Source organism: Alkalibacterium thalassium, from assembly GCF_900101165.1.
Taxonomy (GTDB): Bacteria; Bacillota; Bacilli; order Lactobacillales; family Carnobacteriaceae_A; genus Alkalibacterium; species Alkalibacterium indicireducens.
Window position 1 is genome coordinate 125,447 of the sequence record NZ_FNFK01000001.1, and the last position, 15,883, is coordinate 141,329.

A 15,883-nucleotide genomic window follows, 5' to 3' on the forward strand; every position below is an offset into this window, starting at 1 on the left:
ACAGTTCCTAGAATTAGCTGTTTCCAGGAACAGACCTGGGAACAGACTTAGGAACAAACATGTACTGTGGTCCATAAAGGGTAGTTCTATCTTTTTTCGGTAGACGTTCCCAGTCCAGTTTTATGAGAATTGCAGAGAGCTCATTGGAGTCGGTGCGCTTAAGATTTGACCGATCCTTACCAAAACACTCACACCAGATTTCCATATTGCAGACGCTTTGCCTCTTATTGGTGCCAGTGCGACCAATGCCGCCAAGCTCAACACCACTTAAGAAGTTTCTTCTTTCGAATAGATCCATCTGTTCCCAATCATCAGGGAGAAGTGTATCCAGGTATTCTCTGACCAAACCTTCACGTTCATCGGATTCCATGGCATCACGCTGTTCAGCCTTGGCTAACTGCTCCATGGAGGAGTCCAGATAGAGTTTTTCGCCAGCCTTGACGTATACCAGAGCCTCAGCCCAAATCTGCTGGATCTCTTCAGCGGTAATTTGCCATGAATGTTTGCTTCCACCACCTGGAGTTTTAACAGGCCAGAAACGACGATTTCCTGTTGTATCTCTGAGATAGCCGGACTCTGCGTTGGTGGTGCCGAAGAAGATGCACTGGCGCTGATGAGGGGTTGCTCGTTTTCCAAAAGCCGCACGGTAGATATCATTTTGCCTTGAGAGGAAAGAACGCAGGGTTTCCACTTCAGCTTTTCTAAGACCTGCCAGTTCACCAATTTCAAGTATCCAGTAGCCCTGCAATTTCTCTGCAGCGGTTTTGTCTTTTGTATCTCCAAGGTTTAAGCTGTCGGAGAACCATTCGCCAGCGAGCTTTGAGATCAACGTACTTTTACCGACACCTTGTGGTCCGTTTAAGACGAGCATGGAGTCAAATTTACACCCAGGATTTTGAACACGACTGATAGCAGCGCACAGGGTTTTTCTTGTAACAGCACGGACGTACTTATTGTCATCAGCGCCGAGATAATCAATGAGCAAGGTATCTAGTCTTGGTACTTTGTCCCATTCCGGTAAAGAGTCCAGGTATTCTCGAATGGGATGGTAGGACCTATCGTCAGTGACTTTGGCTACAGCAATTTGATAGTTTCTCTGTGAGAAGGTCCCGTAATTGGAGTCGATATAGCTGATAAGCTGGGCATCATCTGCGTCCCGCCAATATTTTGATGGGTGGTTCCAAGGAACGCTGCCTTTGATCTCCATACCATCAAGCTGCTGATTAAATACCAGTGCCTGTAGATTTGGGTCGTTCTGTAGAATAAGCGTGATGTTGTGCAGATTGTTTTTTAGAACAGTTGAGCGGGGTTCATATTCCAACCTTTTCTGCCAATCTGTATCCTCATCATCAAAATCATCCACCGCGCGAGCCTGTCTTTCTTGAACCAGTAGAAGTTTCACCTGTTCATCTTTTGAGGCAAATTCTGTCATGGCCTTGTAGGAAGGAAGCTTGGTGATAGGCGTTTCTTCTGGATGCTTATCATCAAGGTCTCTAAAATGGTGAAGCCTCACAAGATCAAATGCATTGAGGAGCTTTCCGCATAATGGATCCGTGGCATGATGGGAGTAGACAAACTTGTCATCATGAACCACCACACCTGCAGCGCTGTCAGCGGGGATGTAGTCATATCGTCCCGGCATAGTTGAGGGCTCATAAACATCAGATAGAAAAGTTGTGATGGCATCTGTGATGCTATAGGTCCTACAGAAAGCACCCACAATACCTGGTTTGGAAAGTGGATCAGCTTGTTCAGTGATACTTTGTTTTTCAACTTCTGACTGACGAGAGGACACTGGCCAAGTAGATGCATCTTGCCAATCATCATATTTGGATAGATAATCGTCTGGGTTTAAGAGATCTCCGTCTTTTTCTTTGTACAGAAATTCTCCGTTTTGCGAGGTGGAGGGCCAGTACATCAATCGATGGGGTTCATAGGTACTGTCATCAAAGAGATCAATGCCGACTTCCTTGGCCACCATTCTTGCCACAGCGGGATACTCAGCCTCACTCACTTCACGAGAGAGTGGAATAACAAGTCTAATTCGAGGATATTCCGGCGTGTGCTTATGGGTAGAATATGCGCAGCATCTATATGGAAGATGGGCGATTGTGTCATCCCATATACCAGGCTTGCCATAATCCATATCAAGGAGGATCATGGAGCGGCACAGTACGTTTCCCTTTTTACGACGACCATCCCGTAAGTGACCAGCCACATAGCCACCGACATCTTTGACGGAAGCTTGCTGATCTTTAGACATTTTTTTATATTCTTCTATGGTTTCAGTAGTACGAATGGTGGAGCTGACTCTGGTGCGAAAATCCTCCCAAGAGATCTCGTTGTTTTTCCACTTTTTATCCATACGACTGTTACCGTAAGAAATCTTCATTTACAAAACCTCCTTACACTGAGATGAAAAGTAGCGGATGGGGTAGTTTTTACGTTTTGCCCAGTTGATCTCTGCTCTCATGCCGGAGGAAATGTGGCTTCCAAACACCCAAACTTCGGAGCATTTTGACATCAGTACATTTCCAAAGAATAAACCAAGTTCTCGTTCATCAGGATCACTGTCATCAAGAAACTGAGTGAAAAGTAGATGCGGAGCGATGGGAATGCACCCCATCACAACCGCGAACCTACTATATCGTCTGGCGGAATCCGTGTTACTTTCAATATCACCGGAATAGGGTGAGCAGATATACACAAGAGGCCGGAAGGCTCTGGCAGCCTTTTCTCTTTGTTCGATTTTAGTTAAGGCATCATAAGCAGTGGGGTCGTAGTAACCTTCAGCGTTGAATTTGTCAATTCCCATTAGTAGAACCTCCCTTTATGCTGGCTTATCGGAAATCTTCATCTTGTACCATTCCAGGTATCGCTTGCGCTGTTCATAGTCTGGAACAGAGAGAAGTAGTCCGATATCAACTTTTTGAAGTGTCTCAAGCATTTTAACTTGGTCATCGGTTAGGTACGGACGGATGCTGGTGCCTTTTTCAAGACCATATTTTTGTCTGATTTGCTTGGCAGACATCCCTGTTACAATACGGTTTATCATGTCGCATTCATTGCTGAAGTGATAAGGCTTGGGCTTTTCGTGAAGCAGCTTTATATTTTCAGTCAGCAGAGGGAAATCCTTACGAGCTGTAACCAAAGTTGTGATGAAATCTTCCATCTCGTTGAAACGTTTAATATAAAGCTCTTTAAATCGCATGGCCTTTTGTCCGGTGTAACCCATAACAAGCATCGTGAAACCATCTCTTGTCATCATGTAACAGGGCTGCTTTTTATTTTGAGAACTGATGTAAGAGGACGGCTCAAAATTGAGCCAAGCAAATTTTTCACTTAACCCAGAAGTGGGGTCAGTGATTCGTGCAATATCTCTAAGAACATTTTTGTGCTCCTTATCAAAAAACTCTGCCACGTAAAGACTGTCCACTCGTGCAGTGTCCCTAGTGTCTGCAAATATGCCGTATTTGTCTTTTGGAATTAATTCTTTCATAGGATTTCCTCCAATCTGGACTTGCTGCACTCTGCACAGAAAAGAGCAGTTCCATAAAGGTCGCTTTCCCCATCGCTGAATAACTCCGAGATGTCTACACAGACTTCAACACCGCAATCTGGACAGGTGGTAAATACATTGTCATCATGGATTTCTACCTTGATTTCCAATGAGTCGTTGATTGTTTGCTTTACATAGAACATATTTATTACCTCCATTTCTTGAAGGCTTAAGTGCCTTCTAATACTCACAGGACAGAAAACTGCCCTGTGAGTAATAAAGGACTAATCTTTTTTGTAGAAATTCGTTTCATAACCATCTGCCCTCATTAAGAGCCCCTTTGCCCAAGGTGGAGTGTGGCTCATTTGATTACAGATAGACTCGATTGATGATTCCATACCAGCTTCGATGACAATTTCATCATGAACATGAATGACGATGTTAAAATCCTTGAGCGATTGCATGGAATAACACAGAAGATCACGACTGGTTGCCTGGACGATGTTCTCAACAAACTTTGGGCCATAGCTATCGATGCGTTCCCATTTTTTTGTGCCACCAACGCCTTCATAGGTGATGCAGTCTGAACCAAACATATTTGTTCCAATGCGAGGTTTTACATAGGAGAGTCTTCTTCCAGAAGGGAGGGTGATAAAGAGCATGCCACTTTGGTAAGAAAACCGGATGCCATGTGTTTCAGTGACGGTCCGTTCTCTAACTGCTTTCATGGCAGCCTTATCTACGTCCCACCAAAGCCTGACTATATTTGGGTTGGTAGTACGCCAAGCAGTAACCAGAGGTTGTAGTTCATCTTCATTAAGACCCATCTCCAGAGCACCCATGGCTTTAAGAGCACCAACGGACCCGCCATAACCAAGGGCCAATTCTGCGATCTTACCTTTTTGCCTTAAGTGGCCATTGACCCCATGTTTTTCAACAGGAACACCAAACATCTGAGAAGCAGAAGCACAGTAGATATCACCACCGGACTCGAAAACTTGCTGACGCCATTTTTCACCAGCAAGCCAAGCGATAACCCGGGCTTCAATAGCAGAGAAGTCTGCGACGATAAATTTGCGACCAGGGTTAGGAATGAAGGAGGTGCGGATAAGTTCAGAGAGAACCTCGGGTATGGAATCATAAAGCATTTCTATAGCTTCAAAATTTCCACAGCGAACAAGAGCTCTTGCCTGTTCTAAATCGGGCAGATGGTTTTGAGGAAGATTCTGAAGCTGAATAATCCTTCCTGCCCATCGTCCTGTTCGATTAGCACCATAAAACTGGAACATGCCTCGGGCACGGCCATCTGCACATACTGCGTTTTCCATGGCAGAGTATTTTTTGACGGAGGACTTGGCCAGTGATTGTCTTAGCTCCAGTACTTCTTTAAGATCAGGTGGAGCTGTTTCAAGGAGTTCTGAGACCACTTTTTTACCTAATGAGTCTGTTTCAAGTCCCTGGTCCGATAACCAGTTCTTCATCTGTGCTACGGAGTTAGGGTTATCAAGATCCGTTAGTCTTTTCATTTTTTGGAGCAGCTCTGAACGAGAGCGAGTATCCATCTTTATTGCTTCATTTACAAAAGGCATATCCAAGGATACACCACGATCATTGATCTCCTGGTCAAGGTGGTATTCATTCCACACTTCTTCAGGCACGGGAAATTTTGAAAGTTTTTCCTGGATGGCTATTTCAGCTTCAACATCGCGAAGGTTGTAGGACTTAAATTCAGACCATTTATCAGGAGCATGGACTGGAAGATTACGAGACCGGCCACCATTTGTAGCGGTTGGGTTACAGGGCTTACAAAAGTATCTGATCAGGTCTTTTCCTTCAGAGAGTTTTTGCTTTTTCAGTCCAAGGACAGCGCCACTACCTTCTAGGGATAGAGGTAGACCCATATATGCAGACCAGACCATTGTGCATCGCCAGGATTTTGGGCTGAGGTATTGACCATTAGGAAAACCTAGCCATTTAGACAAACAGATTCTTTCGAACTGGGCATTAAAAGCCCACTTAGTAATGGATGGATCAGTGAGGGCTGATTGTATTTCTTCAGGAAGTTTTTTACCACTGGCAAGGTCGATCACCTCGATATCGCCACCATCGATGGAGTATCCAAAAAGTAGGATCTCAAAGTCAGGTGATTCTATATAGCGGTAGACCCCGCTTTTGGCGAGGTCTACACTACTATAGCTTTCGATATCGATGCTTAATGTTTTCAAGACAGGAAATCCTCATCAAGGTCAGTGGCGAAATCGTCCTCAGCCCTGGACTTTCCACCAAGAGGCTCGCCGTCTCTTATTTTCTGGAGGTTGTTAAGACCGCAGGCGATTCCTCTGTTTCCGTTGCTGTTAAAGGCGTAGAAGTTGATGCTTGCCCTACCATATACTCCACTGTAAACCTCGGAGCGAGTAAGGATAACATTTCTGTCTGCATCTACAATGCCTGGAGCAGTAGCGGAGTTTGCATTGATGAAATAGGCATTGGCATAGGCTGGATCGTCTGGTCTTTCCAAATCTCCGTCTCTGAGAGGCGTTTTGATACTTGTAAGAGGTGGGATAGACTTTCCGTTACCTTTAAGCTTTGCTTCACCTTCATGGTAAGCAGCCTCAATGGCAACTTTGACTTTTGCTACAGTTGCAGTATCTGATTTAGGAATGATGAGGGATACCGAGAACTTTGGAGTGCCACCGTTGATGGACTTTGCTTCCCAGACATTGGCGTAAGACCAGCGAGTGTCAGGACCTGTGATAACCTTCATGGGGTTGCTGTTTGATTTGTTTGCATTATTGGACATATGATTTTCCTCCTTAAATTTCATTAAAATCGTGTTGTGCTGTATTAATTGGCGGACGTTTGTCGCTCTCAGGAACCAGTGTTGGTTTCCCTTGAGGCTTTTCAATGTAGCTTCCTAGAACTTCCTCAAATCGCTTCTTACCGATAAGAGAGGTCATGGCAGTAATGCCAAGAAGCTTTTGTTCATATGGATCAAAGCCTTCTGCGCTGACGGCTTTAGCAACCGCAGTTTCATCAGTGTATCTTCGATTGGAGCGTCCTTCGACCAGCTTCCATCCGTTCCACTGCTTTCCGCTGACTGCTGATTGCAGTGCGTAATCTTTGATATCTGATGCCCAAGAGATTAGACCATCTATTTTAATTAGGATGTCTTCAACCTCGTAATCATCGAGTAGAGGGGGTATCTTGAAGTCGTATTTGGCCAGCTCCATGTTGTACTCAGCTCTGGTGCGGCATTCATGTTTCGCTTTGCAAAACCCACACCACTCACCGCACTTGAAGTCTCCTTCACCGGCAAAGGCTAGCTCTGCAGTTGGTTTAAGAACTTCATTAGCCCACTGGTACAAGGATTCTTTAGATACTGTGTGGGTGGATATGTTGTTTCTACGAGGCTGATAGATAGTCATGGAAACAGTATCGATGTCATAGATTCCATCGAAGATTTCTAGGGCACCTAGTGTATAGAGCTTCATCTGCGGATTATCTTCAGCTTCAACTAAAATCCCCTGTCCATGCTTGTAGTCGCATACGTGGATCTCCGAATCAGCTATGATCAAGCAATCTCCGGTCCCGAAGCCGCCTTCAACGTACTTAGAGAAGTCCAGCCTTTGCTCTATAAGAACAACCGGGTCCGAACATTTTTCTTTTGCAGTTTCTACCTGCTCAAGAATGTAAGCTGCATAGCCGTTCGCACATTCTTCCATCTCTTCACTAAAGTAGGTGAGATTCTCTGTTGGGTCTTTGGCTCGGAGCCCAAGAGCAACTTTTAATTTGTACTCACATAGGGTATGAGCGTCGGTGCCTTCTGCGGCGTAGCTACTTCCTTTATCTTCATAAGACTCACTGAGCCTGACAGAAGGAGGACAGTTTAACCACCTATGAGATGAAGAGGCTGAAAGAAGTGCATGCTTACCCATTTCCAAGTACCTCAGCTTCTGCTAGGAGTGCTGGATAATCTGAAGCATTAATTTCTGACAGCTTATCAGCACCATACTTTTGAAGTAGCTCTCGAATTTTTGATGTATGACCATCTCGACTTTTTTCAGCCAGAACCGCTCTAACTTCTTCCAGCGTTATGGCCTTTTCTTCCGGTGCTGATTTAGCTGGTGTTGGTTCATCGCTACTACTGAACATGCTGGAAAGAGACTGAGATATGCCTATCAGCGTTTCACCACATTGGTTCAGCTCCTTAACTAGTAGAGAGAGTTCACTCATTTTGCCCATCTGGTTTTCCTCCTTTTTCTTTCTCTTGCTGCGATAGCGTTGTAAGCTTCTTAGCAAGGCGCTTTGACACTACGCTGATGGTGGTAAGGACATCGGCTAGTTCTTCATCCATTTCAGGATCCCGGCCCTGAGTGTCAGTTTGGTTTGCTTGATTCTGCATTGTTTACCTCCGTTCCGAGGGCTGTTTTGTTCCCCTCAACCCTCACAGGACAAAAGTGAGAAGTTTGAGTAATGACTTTGAAAAATAGTTTTTATGATGCCCTCTGATATCCACAGGACACCAGAGGGCGTTTTGAGTAATGAATTACATCCAGTCTTTTAGGACTTCTCTTAGTTGGGAGAAAAGTTTAAGTTTACGATTGTTGACTGTCTTTTGAGCGCAACCAATGCACTCAGCAATTTCTCGTTCGGTTTTTCCTATGCTAAAGAGCTCAGCAATACGGCGATTCTCTGGGTCTAGTTCATCCAGGGCAGCGAAGAGTTCCTCAAGAAGCAACTTGTCCTCCACGAGTTCATCAATGTTAATTGAATCTGGTACGTCGAAACCATCATCACTAAACTTGTCTAATGAGAGGACACTGCCTGTCCGATCAATTAGTGGTAAACCTTTTTCAGCACGTTCCAGATCGCATTCGCGGCAGTTTCGAGTACATCTCTTTGTGCCGCCTTTGCCGTCACTGATGATGCAGCGCTTCTCGCGTTCTTGACGTTTTTTCTCTGCCCACAATGGTTGCTTATAGGCGCGATACACTTCTTCGGTGACTTCAATAACTTGATCTTCAATTGTTAGGTGCCAAGCACCATCATAAAAATCCTTGTTTTTTGGTTGACTTTGGTTTTCGTTGATTGACATATAAATAGCCCTCCTTCGGCTTTAAACCGAGATGGAGAGCTCATATGCCATAGCTAATAAGCCTCAAGGCAGACTGGTACCGTAGTCAGGAGTTATCTCCATCTCAAACTGGCACCAGCACTTCCAAGTGGCTGGAGCATGCGTATTTAGTTTTTCATCACTTAACACTTGGAAGATGCCTGTACATGGCTGTTAAATGATGTTTTGTTGTAACTATGTACTAATCATAATTGAGTGAAATATGTTTTTAAACGAAGTGGGACTTCCTGAAATCGGGGCAAAATAATCAACCGTTACACCAACAAAGATGTAACGGTATTGATAAGGCTGAAAAAGTAACAGGAAGTGGGACTTCACTTTTTTCAAAATTATTTTTAAATTATTTTTGTTCCTTTATAATTTGAATAAATAAGTTTGGTATTTGAATACCAAAATAAAATAATGATTGACACGGTTCGTTGGGGGTGCTATATTTTATTTAGAGTAGTATTTGGAGATTTATCTGAGGAGGTCATTAATATGCGTAACGACAAGCGAATGAACCAAATTTGGACTCGCTATAATGCATTAAGAGGATATACAGTTCTATCTGAGCTACCTGTTGCGCTCTTCCTTTTAAAGAAGACAAAAGAGGAGTTTGTGACTACCTCTAAAAAGCATAGTGAACTAAAAGCTTATGAAATCATGCTTTCAATAGCAGATAGCCATGATATGAAGAACCCTTTTCAAGATTCAAAGGCTTTTTATAGTGCCTTTTTGGCTATGGATGATGAAGATATGGATTGGGAAGAAGCTCTTGCATCTGCTGATCCAAAAGAGATGTTTTATATACCGAGCGTTTTGATTGATGAGTTTGAAAAACATTTCAAGCCAACCACTAAATTGGTGCTGATTCCTGAAGCTGAAAAATTCACACCCAACCTTTCCGAGTTGGTGAATAATCATTCTGATTGCGAATTTGTAATAACGACGATGAACAACGTTAGTAAAGCGCTTCTTGATGAAATGTTTAAAGGATATTCCAATGTAGTTGTGGAGCAGACAAGCATATATGATTATGAATTTACATCAAGGAAATTCGATCTAATCTTAGCTGTACCAATTTTTGGAGCTAGGGAACGTGCTGAAGACGATGGAGAGTTTATCTGCAGAGAGTATGAAATGATTGCTGTTGAAAACTTGCTACTACACTTAAACAGTTCAGGTGAACTTGTAATAGTACTCCCTGCAAGGATAACTTTTGCATCTGGAACTGTAAAAGACTTAAGAGAGTTTATCCAAGGCATGTATAAGTTAGAAGAAATTGCTGAGTTACCAGCAGGAATATTTACGGCTACTGCCATCAAGACCTATATGTTTACAATAACAACTGGAAGAACCGAAGATGTAATGATTAAAAGATATGATTCTGCTAGAAAAAATACCAAACGAGACGGAATCAATGAACTGGTTCTTACTGAAGATACCTTTGTGATGTTAGATGAGTTAATGGAAATGGGATATTGGAATGTTGATCATTTCTTTGCCATGGTAGACGCAGATTGGCAGCGTTATCAAGACTCAAGCATTAAAAAGGAAGAGCTGGGCAACATTGCTGAAGTTTTTAGAGGAAAAGCGGTCAACAAAAAAGACCCCAACGGAAGCATTGGAGTCGTTAATATATCAAATCTAAAGGATTTTGAAATTGATTATGAGGGCCTAGATTTTATTGAGGAGGAAGAGAGAAAAGTTGCAAATTATATACTCAAAGATGGGGACCTCCTATTACCTGCCCGAGGGACGGCTATAAGAATAGCAGTTTTCGAAGAACAAAATTACCCGTGTATAGCATCTTCCAATATTATTGTGATTAGACCAAATGACAAACTACTTCTAGGGATATATTTGAAAGTGTTCTTGGATAGTCCAATGGGAAACAAAGTCTTAGCCGGAAAGCAACAAGGGACAGTCGTCATTAACACCAGCTATAAAGACTTGAAGACATTAGAAGTTCCCCTACTTAGAATTGATGAGCAAAAGGTAATAGCTGATGAATATAAATTAGAGTATACAAAATACGCTGAAACTGTTCGTCTTGCTGAAGATAGATGGCGTGAAGTTGAAGAACGTCTACAAAATAGTATTTTCAAAGTTTAACAATAGAGAGTCCTTTTATAAGGAACTGCGAAGGTATGAACATTAAATTATTTGCGATGGCTACACGTCCGAAAGGCAAAAGTCTTGCAACTTGGAGGAGATAACATGATTGGAGCTATTATAGGCGATATTGTCGGTTCTAGATTTGAATGGGATAATCATCGCTCAAAAGATTTTGATTTATTAACTTATAAATGTTTTTTCACAGACGATACTGTGATGTCCTTAGCTATTTGTGATGCACTAATGGCCTGCAAGACTGATTACAGCGATTTAAGTGAACAAGCTGTTAGGTGTATGCAGACAGTCGGACGTCCTTATCCGAATTGTGGTTATGGAGGAATGTTTAATAAATGGATGTATAGCGATTCACCTGAACCATATAACAGTTATGGGAACGGGGCCGCAATGAGGGTTAGTGGCTGTGGTTTTGCTGGGAACTCCATTGATGAAGTTAAAATGCTTTCTCATGAAGTAACAGCGGTCACACACAATCATCCAGAAGGTATAAAAGGTGCAGAAGCCACAGCAGTTGCAGTGTTTTTGGCTCGTAGCGGCAGAAATATCTTGGAGATTCGTGACTACATAGATAAGCACTACTATCCAATAAATTTCACTCTTGATGAAATTCGAGACACTTATAAATTCAATGAGACTTGTCAGGAAACTGTACCACAAGCTCTTGTGGCATTTTTTGAATCAACAAGTTTCGAAGATGCAATTCGTAATGCAATCTCGATTGGAGGAGATAGTGACACGCTGGCTGCAATTACTGGTGGTATCGCAGAAGCCTACTACGGAATCCCAACTCATATTAGGAAGCATGCACTGACATATCTTGATGAACGACTTCTTAATATATTATTAGAATTTGAAAATAGATATCCTTCAAAATTGGAAAAGATACAGTCTTCAGGAAGCGTAAGCTTTAAAGAAGAAGCTGTTAAAACAGAAAAAAGAATTGGGGGTAGAGGAGTAATGATGCAATCTGCAATGGATGCAGCTGATGAAGCGCTTAAGAAAAGTTCTTCACAGCCAGAAGAGACATCAAGCCAGAAACTGTTTTCTCATCTTTTTGAAGCTTGTAATATTTTACGCGGTCCAATCAATCAGGACGAGTACAAGAGTTATGTAACACCGATCCTTTTCTTTAAGCGTTTATCGGATGTTTACGATGAGGAAACGCAAGCCGCATTAGAATTATCAGGTGGCGATGAAGAATTCGCAAGTTTCCCTGAGAATCATCGTTTTGTAATTCCAGATGGGTGTCATTGGGATGATGTTCGTGCAGTGAGTGAGAATGTTGGAGTCGCAATAGCTAACTCTATGAACGGTATTGAACGCGCCAATCCTGATACACTCTACGGTGTTTTTTCTAGTTTTGATGATGCAAATTGGACAGATAAAAACAAACTATCTGATGAGCGATTAAAAGATCTTATTGAACACATGTCAAAAATTAGAGTAGGTAACGAAAACTACTCATCTGATGTAATGGGAGATAGTTATGAATTCCTAATCAAGAAATTTGCGGACCTATCTAAGAAGAATGCAGGAGAATTCTATACGCCGCGCTCAGTTGTAAAGTTAATGGTCAAAATGCTTGATCCGAAGCCAGGAGATAGTGTGTATGATCCAGCTTGCGGGACTGGAGGCATGCTAATTGAAGCGATACGAAATATGCGTGATGACAAAAGCACTTATGGGAAAATATATGGACAAGAAAAGAATTTAGCGACATCGGCTATTGCACGAATGAACCTATTCCTACATGGAGCTAGAGATTTTAAAGTTAAGCAAGGTGATACTTTGAAGTCTCCCCTTTTCCTACATCGAGGAGAATTGCAAACATTTGACTGCGTAATTGCAAACCCTCCTTTCTCATTAAAGGCATGGGGTGCAGATCAATTTTCATCAGACATTTATGGTCGAAATTTTTGGGGAAGTCCTACCGACTCTAGCGCTGATTTTGCTTGGCTTCAGCATATGGTTAAGTCTATGGATAAAAAGAATGGAAGGTGTGCAGTAGTTCTCCCACAAGGGGTCCTCTTTCAAGGAGGTAGAGGAGGAGAAATTCGAAAACAACTAATAGAATCTGACAAGCTAGAATGCGTTATTACGTTAGTTAGCGGATTGTTTTACAGTACGGGAGTATCTGCATGTATTTTAGTGTTGAACAATAATAAATTACCAGAACATAAAGGTAAAGTTTGTTTGATTGATGCGTCTAAAATTTATACTGCGCAAAGAGCACAGAATATTATGACTGATGAGGATGTTGAAGAAGTTTACAACCTATTTAAAAATTACGGATCAGTTGTTGAAAAAGCTAAGTTAGTGTCTATTGAAGATATAAAACAAAATGACTACACACTTTCTGTGAACGGTTATATTGAGAGAGCACCCATGGAAACTGTTAACCCTAAGGAAGTAAAAAAGAAATTTTTTGCTGCTCTTGAAGAGACAATTGCTGCGGAAGAGAACTTAAAATCATTACTAACAGAAGGGGGATACATTAGTGAGTAATAGAATTACGTTAGACGAGTTAAAATCATATTTATGGAATTCAGCAGTATTTTTGCGAACGCATATTGATGCTGGTTCGTATAAGCAATATATTTTTCCTCTTATGTTTTTCAAAAGAATTTGCGATGTTTATGATGAAGAGTGTGAAGAAATATTGGAAAAATATGATGGGGATGAGGAAGCGCTTGAATGGGAAGAAAATCATAGATTCAAAATCCCAAAAGGATATCATTGGAGTGATGTCCGAAATACATCAGAAAATATTGGTGTTGCCATTGTAAAGGCTTTTAGAGCTATAGAAAAAGCGAATCCTGAGAAATTACAAGGTGTATTTGGAGATGGTGCTTGGACTAATAAAAATAGATTGCCAGATAAATTACTAAAGGATCTTATTGAACATTTTTCCTCAAAGACACTTAGCCTAAAAAATTGTCCTGAAGATGAGCTAGGACAAGGCTATGAATATTTAATTAAGAAATTTGCGGATGATAGTGGGCATACTGCTCAAGAATTTTATACAAATCGTACGGTTGTTCACTTAATGACAGAGATGCTTAAACCTCAATCGGGTGAGAGTATTTATGATCCTACTTGTGGCAGTGCAGGAATGATTATTTCAGCAATAGCGTATTTAAAAAACCAAGGACTTGAGTGGAGAAATGTCAAAGCATACGGACAAGAGATTAATGCACTTACATCTGCTATTGGAAGAATGAATTTGTTTTTGCATGGTGTAAAAGACTTTTATATAGTTAATGACGATACTTTAAAAAAACCTGCATTTGTAAAGCGCGGTGAGTTAATGCAGTTTGATCTGGTCTTAGCAAATCCACCATATTCCATAAAGCAATGGGATAGAGACGCGTTTTCAGCTGACAAGTATGGTCGAAATTTTCTAGGTACGCCACCCCAAGGAAGAGCGGATTATGCATTTTTTCAACACATTTTGAAGAGTCTGGATCCCAAAACAGGAAGATGCGCCATTTTATTTCCACATGGTGTTCTGTTTAGAGACGAAGAAAAGGAAATGCGTGAAAAATTAATAAAAAGTGATTTGGTTGAATGCGTTATCGGAATTGGAAAAAACTTATTTTTTAACTCGCCAATGGAGGCATGTATTATAATATGCAGAATGAAAAAAGAACATAAACGAAAAGGTCGTGTATTATTTGTTAATGCCAAAAATGAAGTGACAAGAAAAAACGCTGAAAGCTTTTTAGAAGAAGAGCATATACAAAAGATAGCTCAAACTTACACTGAATTCGAAGAATATGATGGCTTCTCATCAATTGCTACTATAGAAGAAATTATCAGTAATGATAGTAAGTTGAGCATTCCGCTTTATGTAAGTGGATCTAATGGAGATGAAGACGAAGAAATATTATATACTGTTGAAGAGTCGCTTGATGAGTGGCTTGGAAGTAGTGATAGTTTTAGAGAATCCTACGAGAGTTTGAAATTTATGATTTTAGAGAATGGTGGTGATGATAATTATGCCTAAATATAAGTTTGAAGATATTGCATTAAATATAACTCAAAAGAGAAAACCTACGATAGAGGATATGGAAACATATATCGGACTCGAGCATTTAGATAGTGGTAGCCTTTCAATTCAAAGATGGGGTAGTAAAGTGCCAATAAAAGGAGACAAACTAATAATGCAAAAAGGAGACGTTCTTTTTGGAAAAAGGAATGCGTACTTAAGAAGAGCGTCTATAGCCCCTCACGATGGACTATTCTCTGCGCATGGCATGGTTCTACGCCCAAATGAGAATGTGATTTTGCCAAAGTTATTTCCCTTTTTTATTTGTTCTGACTATTTTTTCGACGCCGCAATAAGAATTTCAGTGGGGTCATTATCACCAACAATAAATTGGAGTGCACTTAAAAAATTAGAATTTACCCTTCCTAATATGGACGAACAAGAAAAACTTGCTGATATATTGTGGGCAGCTAATGATACAAAAGAATCATATAAAAGACTTCTTTTCCTTTCTGACGAACTTGCCAAATCACAATTTATAGAGATGTTTGGAGATCCATTTTTAAATCCCAAAGGTTGGGAAGTAAAGACCCTAGGAGAAATTGCTGACTACTTTATTGGATTAACATATAAACCTGCTAATGTTACTTCTGACGGGATGATAGTATTAAGATCTGGAAATATTCAAAATTCCACATTGGTATTTGAGGATAATGTAAGAGTAGATGTTGACGTTAAGGATCGATTGATAGTGAAAGTGAACGACATCCTAATGTGTAGTAGAAACGGTAGTGCAGATTTGGTAGGTAAAGTAGCCAAAATACCAGATCTTAATGAGAAGATGACTTTTGGTGCGTTTATGACAATCATCAGGTCTGACTATCACGATTATTTATTTTCTTTTTTTCAACAAGATGGATTTCGCAGACAATTAACTGAAGCAAAGACATCCACAGTTAATCAAATTACAAAATCAATGCTTAATAAGGTATTGGTACCACTTCCACCCAAAGCATTACAAGAAGAATATGCAGGTTTTATGGAACAAACCAACAAATCGAAAATTAAATTGAAACAGAATCTTGATAACCTTGAAATAACTACAAAAGCTTTGATGTTTAAAAACTTTGGCTAAGTGAATTTA

Annotated in this window: 13 protein-coding genes and 2 pseudogenes; 5 read left to right on the plus strand and 10 right to left on the minus strand. The window is 41.0% G+C overall.

Translation table 11 applies throughout. From position 1 onward, the window contains the following. Positions 1 to 13: 13 nt before the first annotated feature. The 10 genes from BLR76_RS00615 to BLR76_RS00655 form a co-directional block, all read right to left on the minus strand. Positions 14 to 2,392, minus strand: a complete 2,379-nt coding sequence (locus tag BLR76_RS00615; RefSeq protein ID WP_091264195.1) for a virulence-associated E family protein — start codon at positions 2,390 to 2,392, stop codon at positions 14 to 16. Then, positions 2,393 to 2,815 (minus strand): DUF7768 domain-containing protein, encoded by a 423-nt coding sequence (locus BLR76_RS00620; RefSeq protein WP_091264197.1) that lies wholly within the window; start codon positions 2,813 to 2,815, stop codon positions 2,393 to 2,395. Positions 2,816 to 2,830: 15 nt separating this feature from the next. Beyond that, on the minus strand, positions 2,831 to 3,499 hold the full coding sequence (locus BLR76_RS00625) for a Rha family transcriptional regulator (protein WP_091264200.1): 669 nt from the start codon (positions 3,497 to 3,499) through the stop codon (positions 2,831 to 2,833). Then, entirely contained in the window at positions 3,496 to 3,702 is a 207-nt protein-coding gene (locus BLR76_RS00630; RefSeq protein ID WP_091264201.1) for a hypothetical protein, read from the minus strand. The genes BLR76_RS00625 and BLR76_RS00630 overlap by 4 nt, the downstream gene beginning before the upstream one ends. 81 nt (positions 3,703 to 3,783) lie before the next feature. Further along, on the minus strand, positions 3,784 to 5,724 hold the full coding sequence (locus tag BLR76_RS00635) for a DNA polymerase (RefSeq protein ID WP_091264204.1): 1,941 nt from the start codon (positions 5,722 to 5,724) through the stop codon (positions 3,784 to 3,786). After that, positions 5,721 to 6,299, minus strand: coding sequence for a DUF2815 family protein (locus tag BLR76_RS00640; protein WP_091264207.1), 579 nt, complete (start codon positions 6,297 to 6,299; stop codon positions 5,721 to 5,723). Before BLR76_RS00640 ends, BLR76_RS00635 begins: the two co-directional genes overlap by 4 nt. 13 nt (positions 6,300 to 6,312) lie before the next feature. Further along, positions 6,313 to 7,434, minus strand: coding sequence for a DUF2800 domain-containing protein (locus tag BLR76_RS00645; RefSeq protein WP_091264208.1), 1,122 nt, complete (start codon positions 7,432 to 7,434; stop codon positions 6,313 to 6,315). After that, positions 7,427 to 7,741, minus strand: coding sequence for a DNA ligase (locus BLR76_RS00650; protein ID WP_091264211.1), 315 nt, complete (start codon positions 7,739 to 7,741; stop codon positions 7,427 to 7,429). Before BLR76_RS00650 ends, BLR76_RS00645 begins: the two co-directional genes overlap by 8 nt. After that, a complete protein-coding gene (locus BLR76_RS11725; protein ID WP_176759562.1) occupies positions 7,725 to 7,901 on the minus strand; it encodes a hypothetical protein in 177 nt (58 codons plus the stop codon). Before BLR76_RS11725 ends, BLR76_RS00650 begins: the two co-directional genes overlap by 17 nt. A gap of 144 nt (positions 7,902 to 8,045) precedes the next feature. Beyond that, positions 8,046 to 8,594 (minus strand): RNA polymerase sigma factor, encoded by a 549-nt coding sequence (locus tag BLR76_RS00655; RefSeq protein ID WP_091264213.1) that lies wholly within the window; start codon positions 8,592 to 8,594, stop codon positions 8,046 to 8,048. 519 nt (positions 8,595 to 9,113) lie between these two features. On the opposite strand from BLR76_RS00655, the gene BLR76_RS00660 reads away from it, so the two are divergent. The 5 genes and pseudogenes from BLR76_RS00660 to BLR76_RS00675 all read left to right on the plus strand — a co-directional run bounded on the left by BLR76_RS00660 (position 9,114) and on the right by BLR76_RS00675 (position 15,874). Next, positions 9,114 to 10,730, plus strand: coding sequence for a restriction endonuclease subunit S (locus tag BLR76_RS00660; protein ID WP_091264215.1), 1,617 nt, complete (start codon positions 9,114 to 9,116; stop codon positions 10,728 to 10,730). Positions 10,731 to 10,835: 105 nt separating this feature from the next. Beyond that, a pseudogene (locus BLR76_RS12115) lies at positions 10,836 to 11,618 on the plus strand (ADP-ribosylglycohydrolase family protein); the annotation flags it as partial. 189 nt (positions 11,619 to 11,807) lie between these two features. Continuing rightward, positions 11,808 to 13,256: pseudogene (locus tag BLR76_RS12120) on the plus strand (type I restriction-modification system subunit M); the annotation flags it as partial. Next, positions 13,249 to 14,757, plus strand: a complete 1,509-nt coding sequence (locus BLR76_RS00670; protein ID WP_091264219.1) for a type I restriction-modification system subunit M — start codon at positions 13,249 to 13,251, stop codon at positions 14,755 to 14,757. The pseudogene BLR76_RS12120 and the gene BLR76_RS00670, both read left to right, overlap by 8 nt. Beyond that, positions 14,750 to 15,874, plus strand: coding sequence for a restriction endonuclease subunit S (locus tag BLR76_RS00675; protein WP_091264254.1), 1,125 nt, complete (start codon positions 14,750 to 14,752; stop codon positions 15,872 to 15,874). Before BLR76_RS00670 ends, BLR76_RS00675 begins: the two co-directional genes overlap by 8 nt. The last annotated feature ends 9 nt before the right edge of the window (positions 15,875 to 15,883 follow it).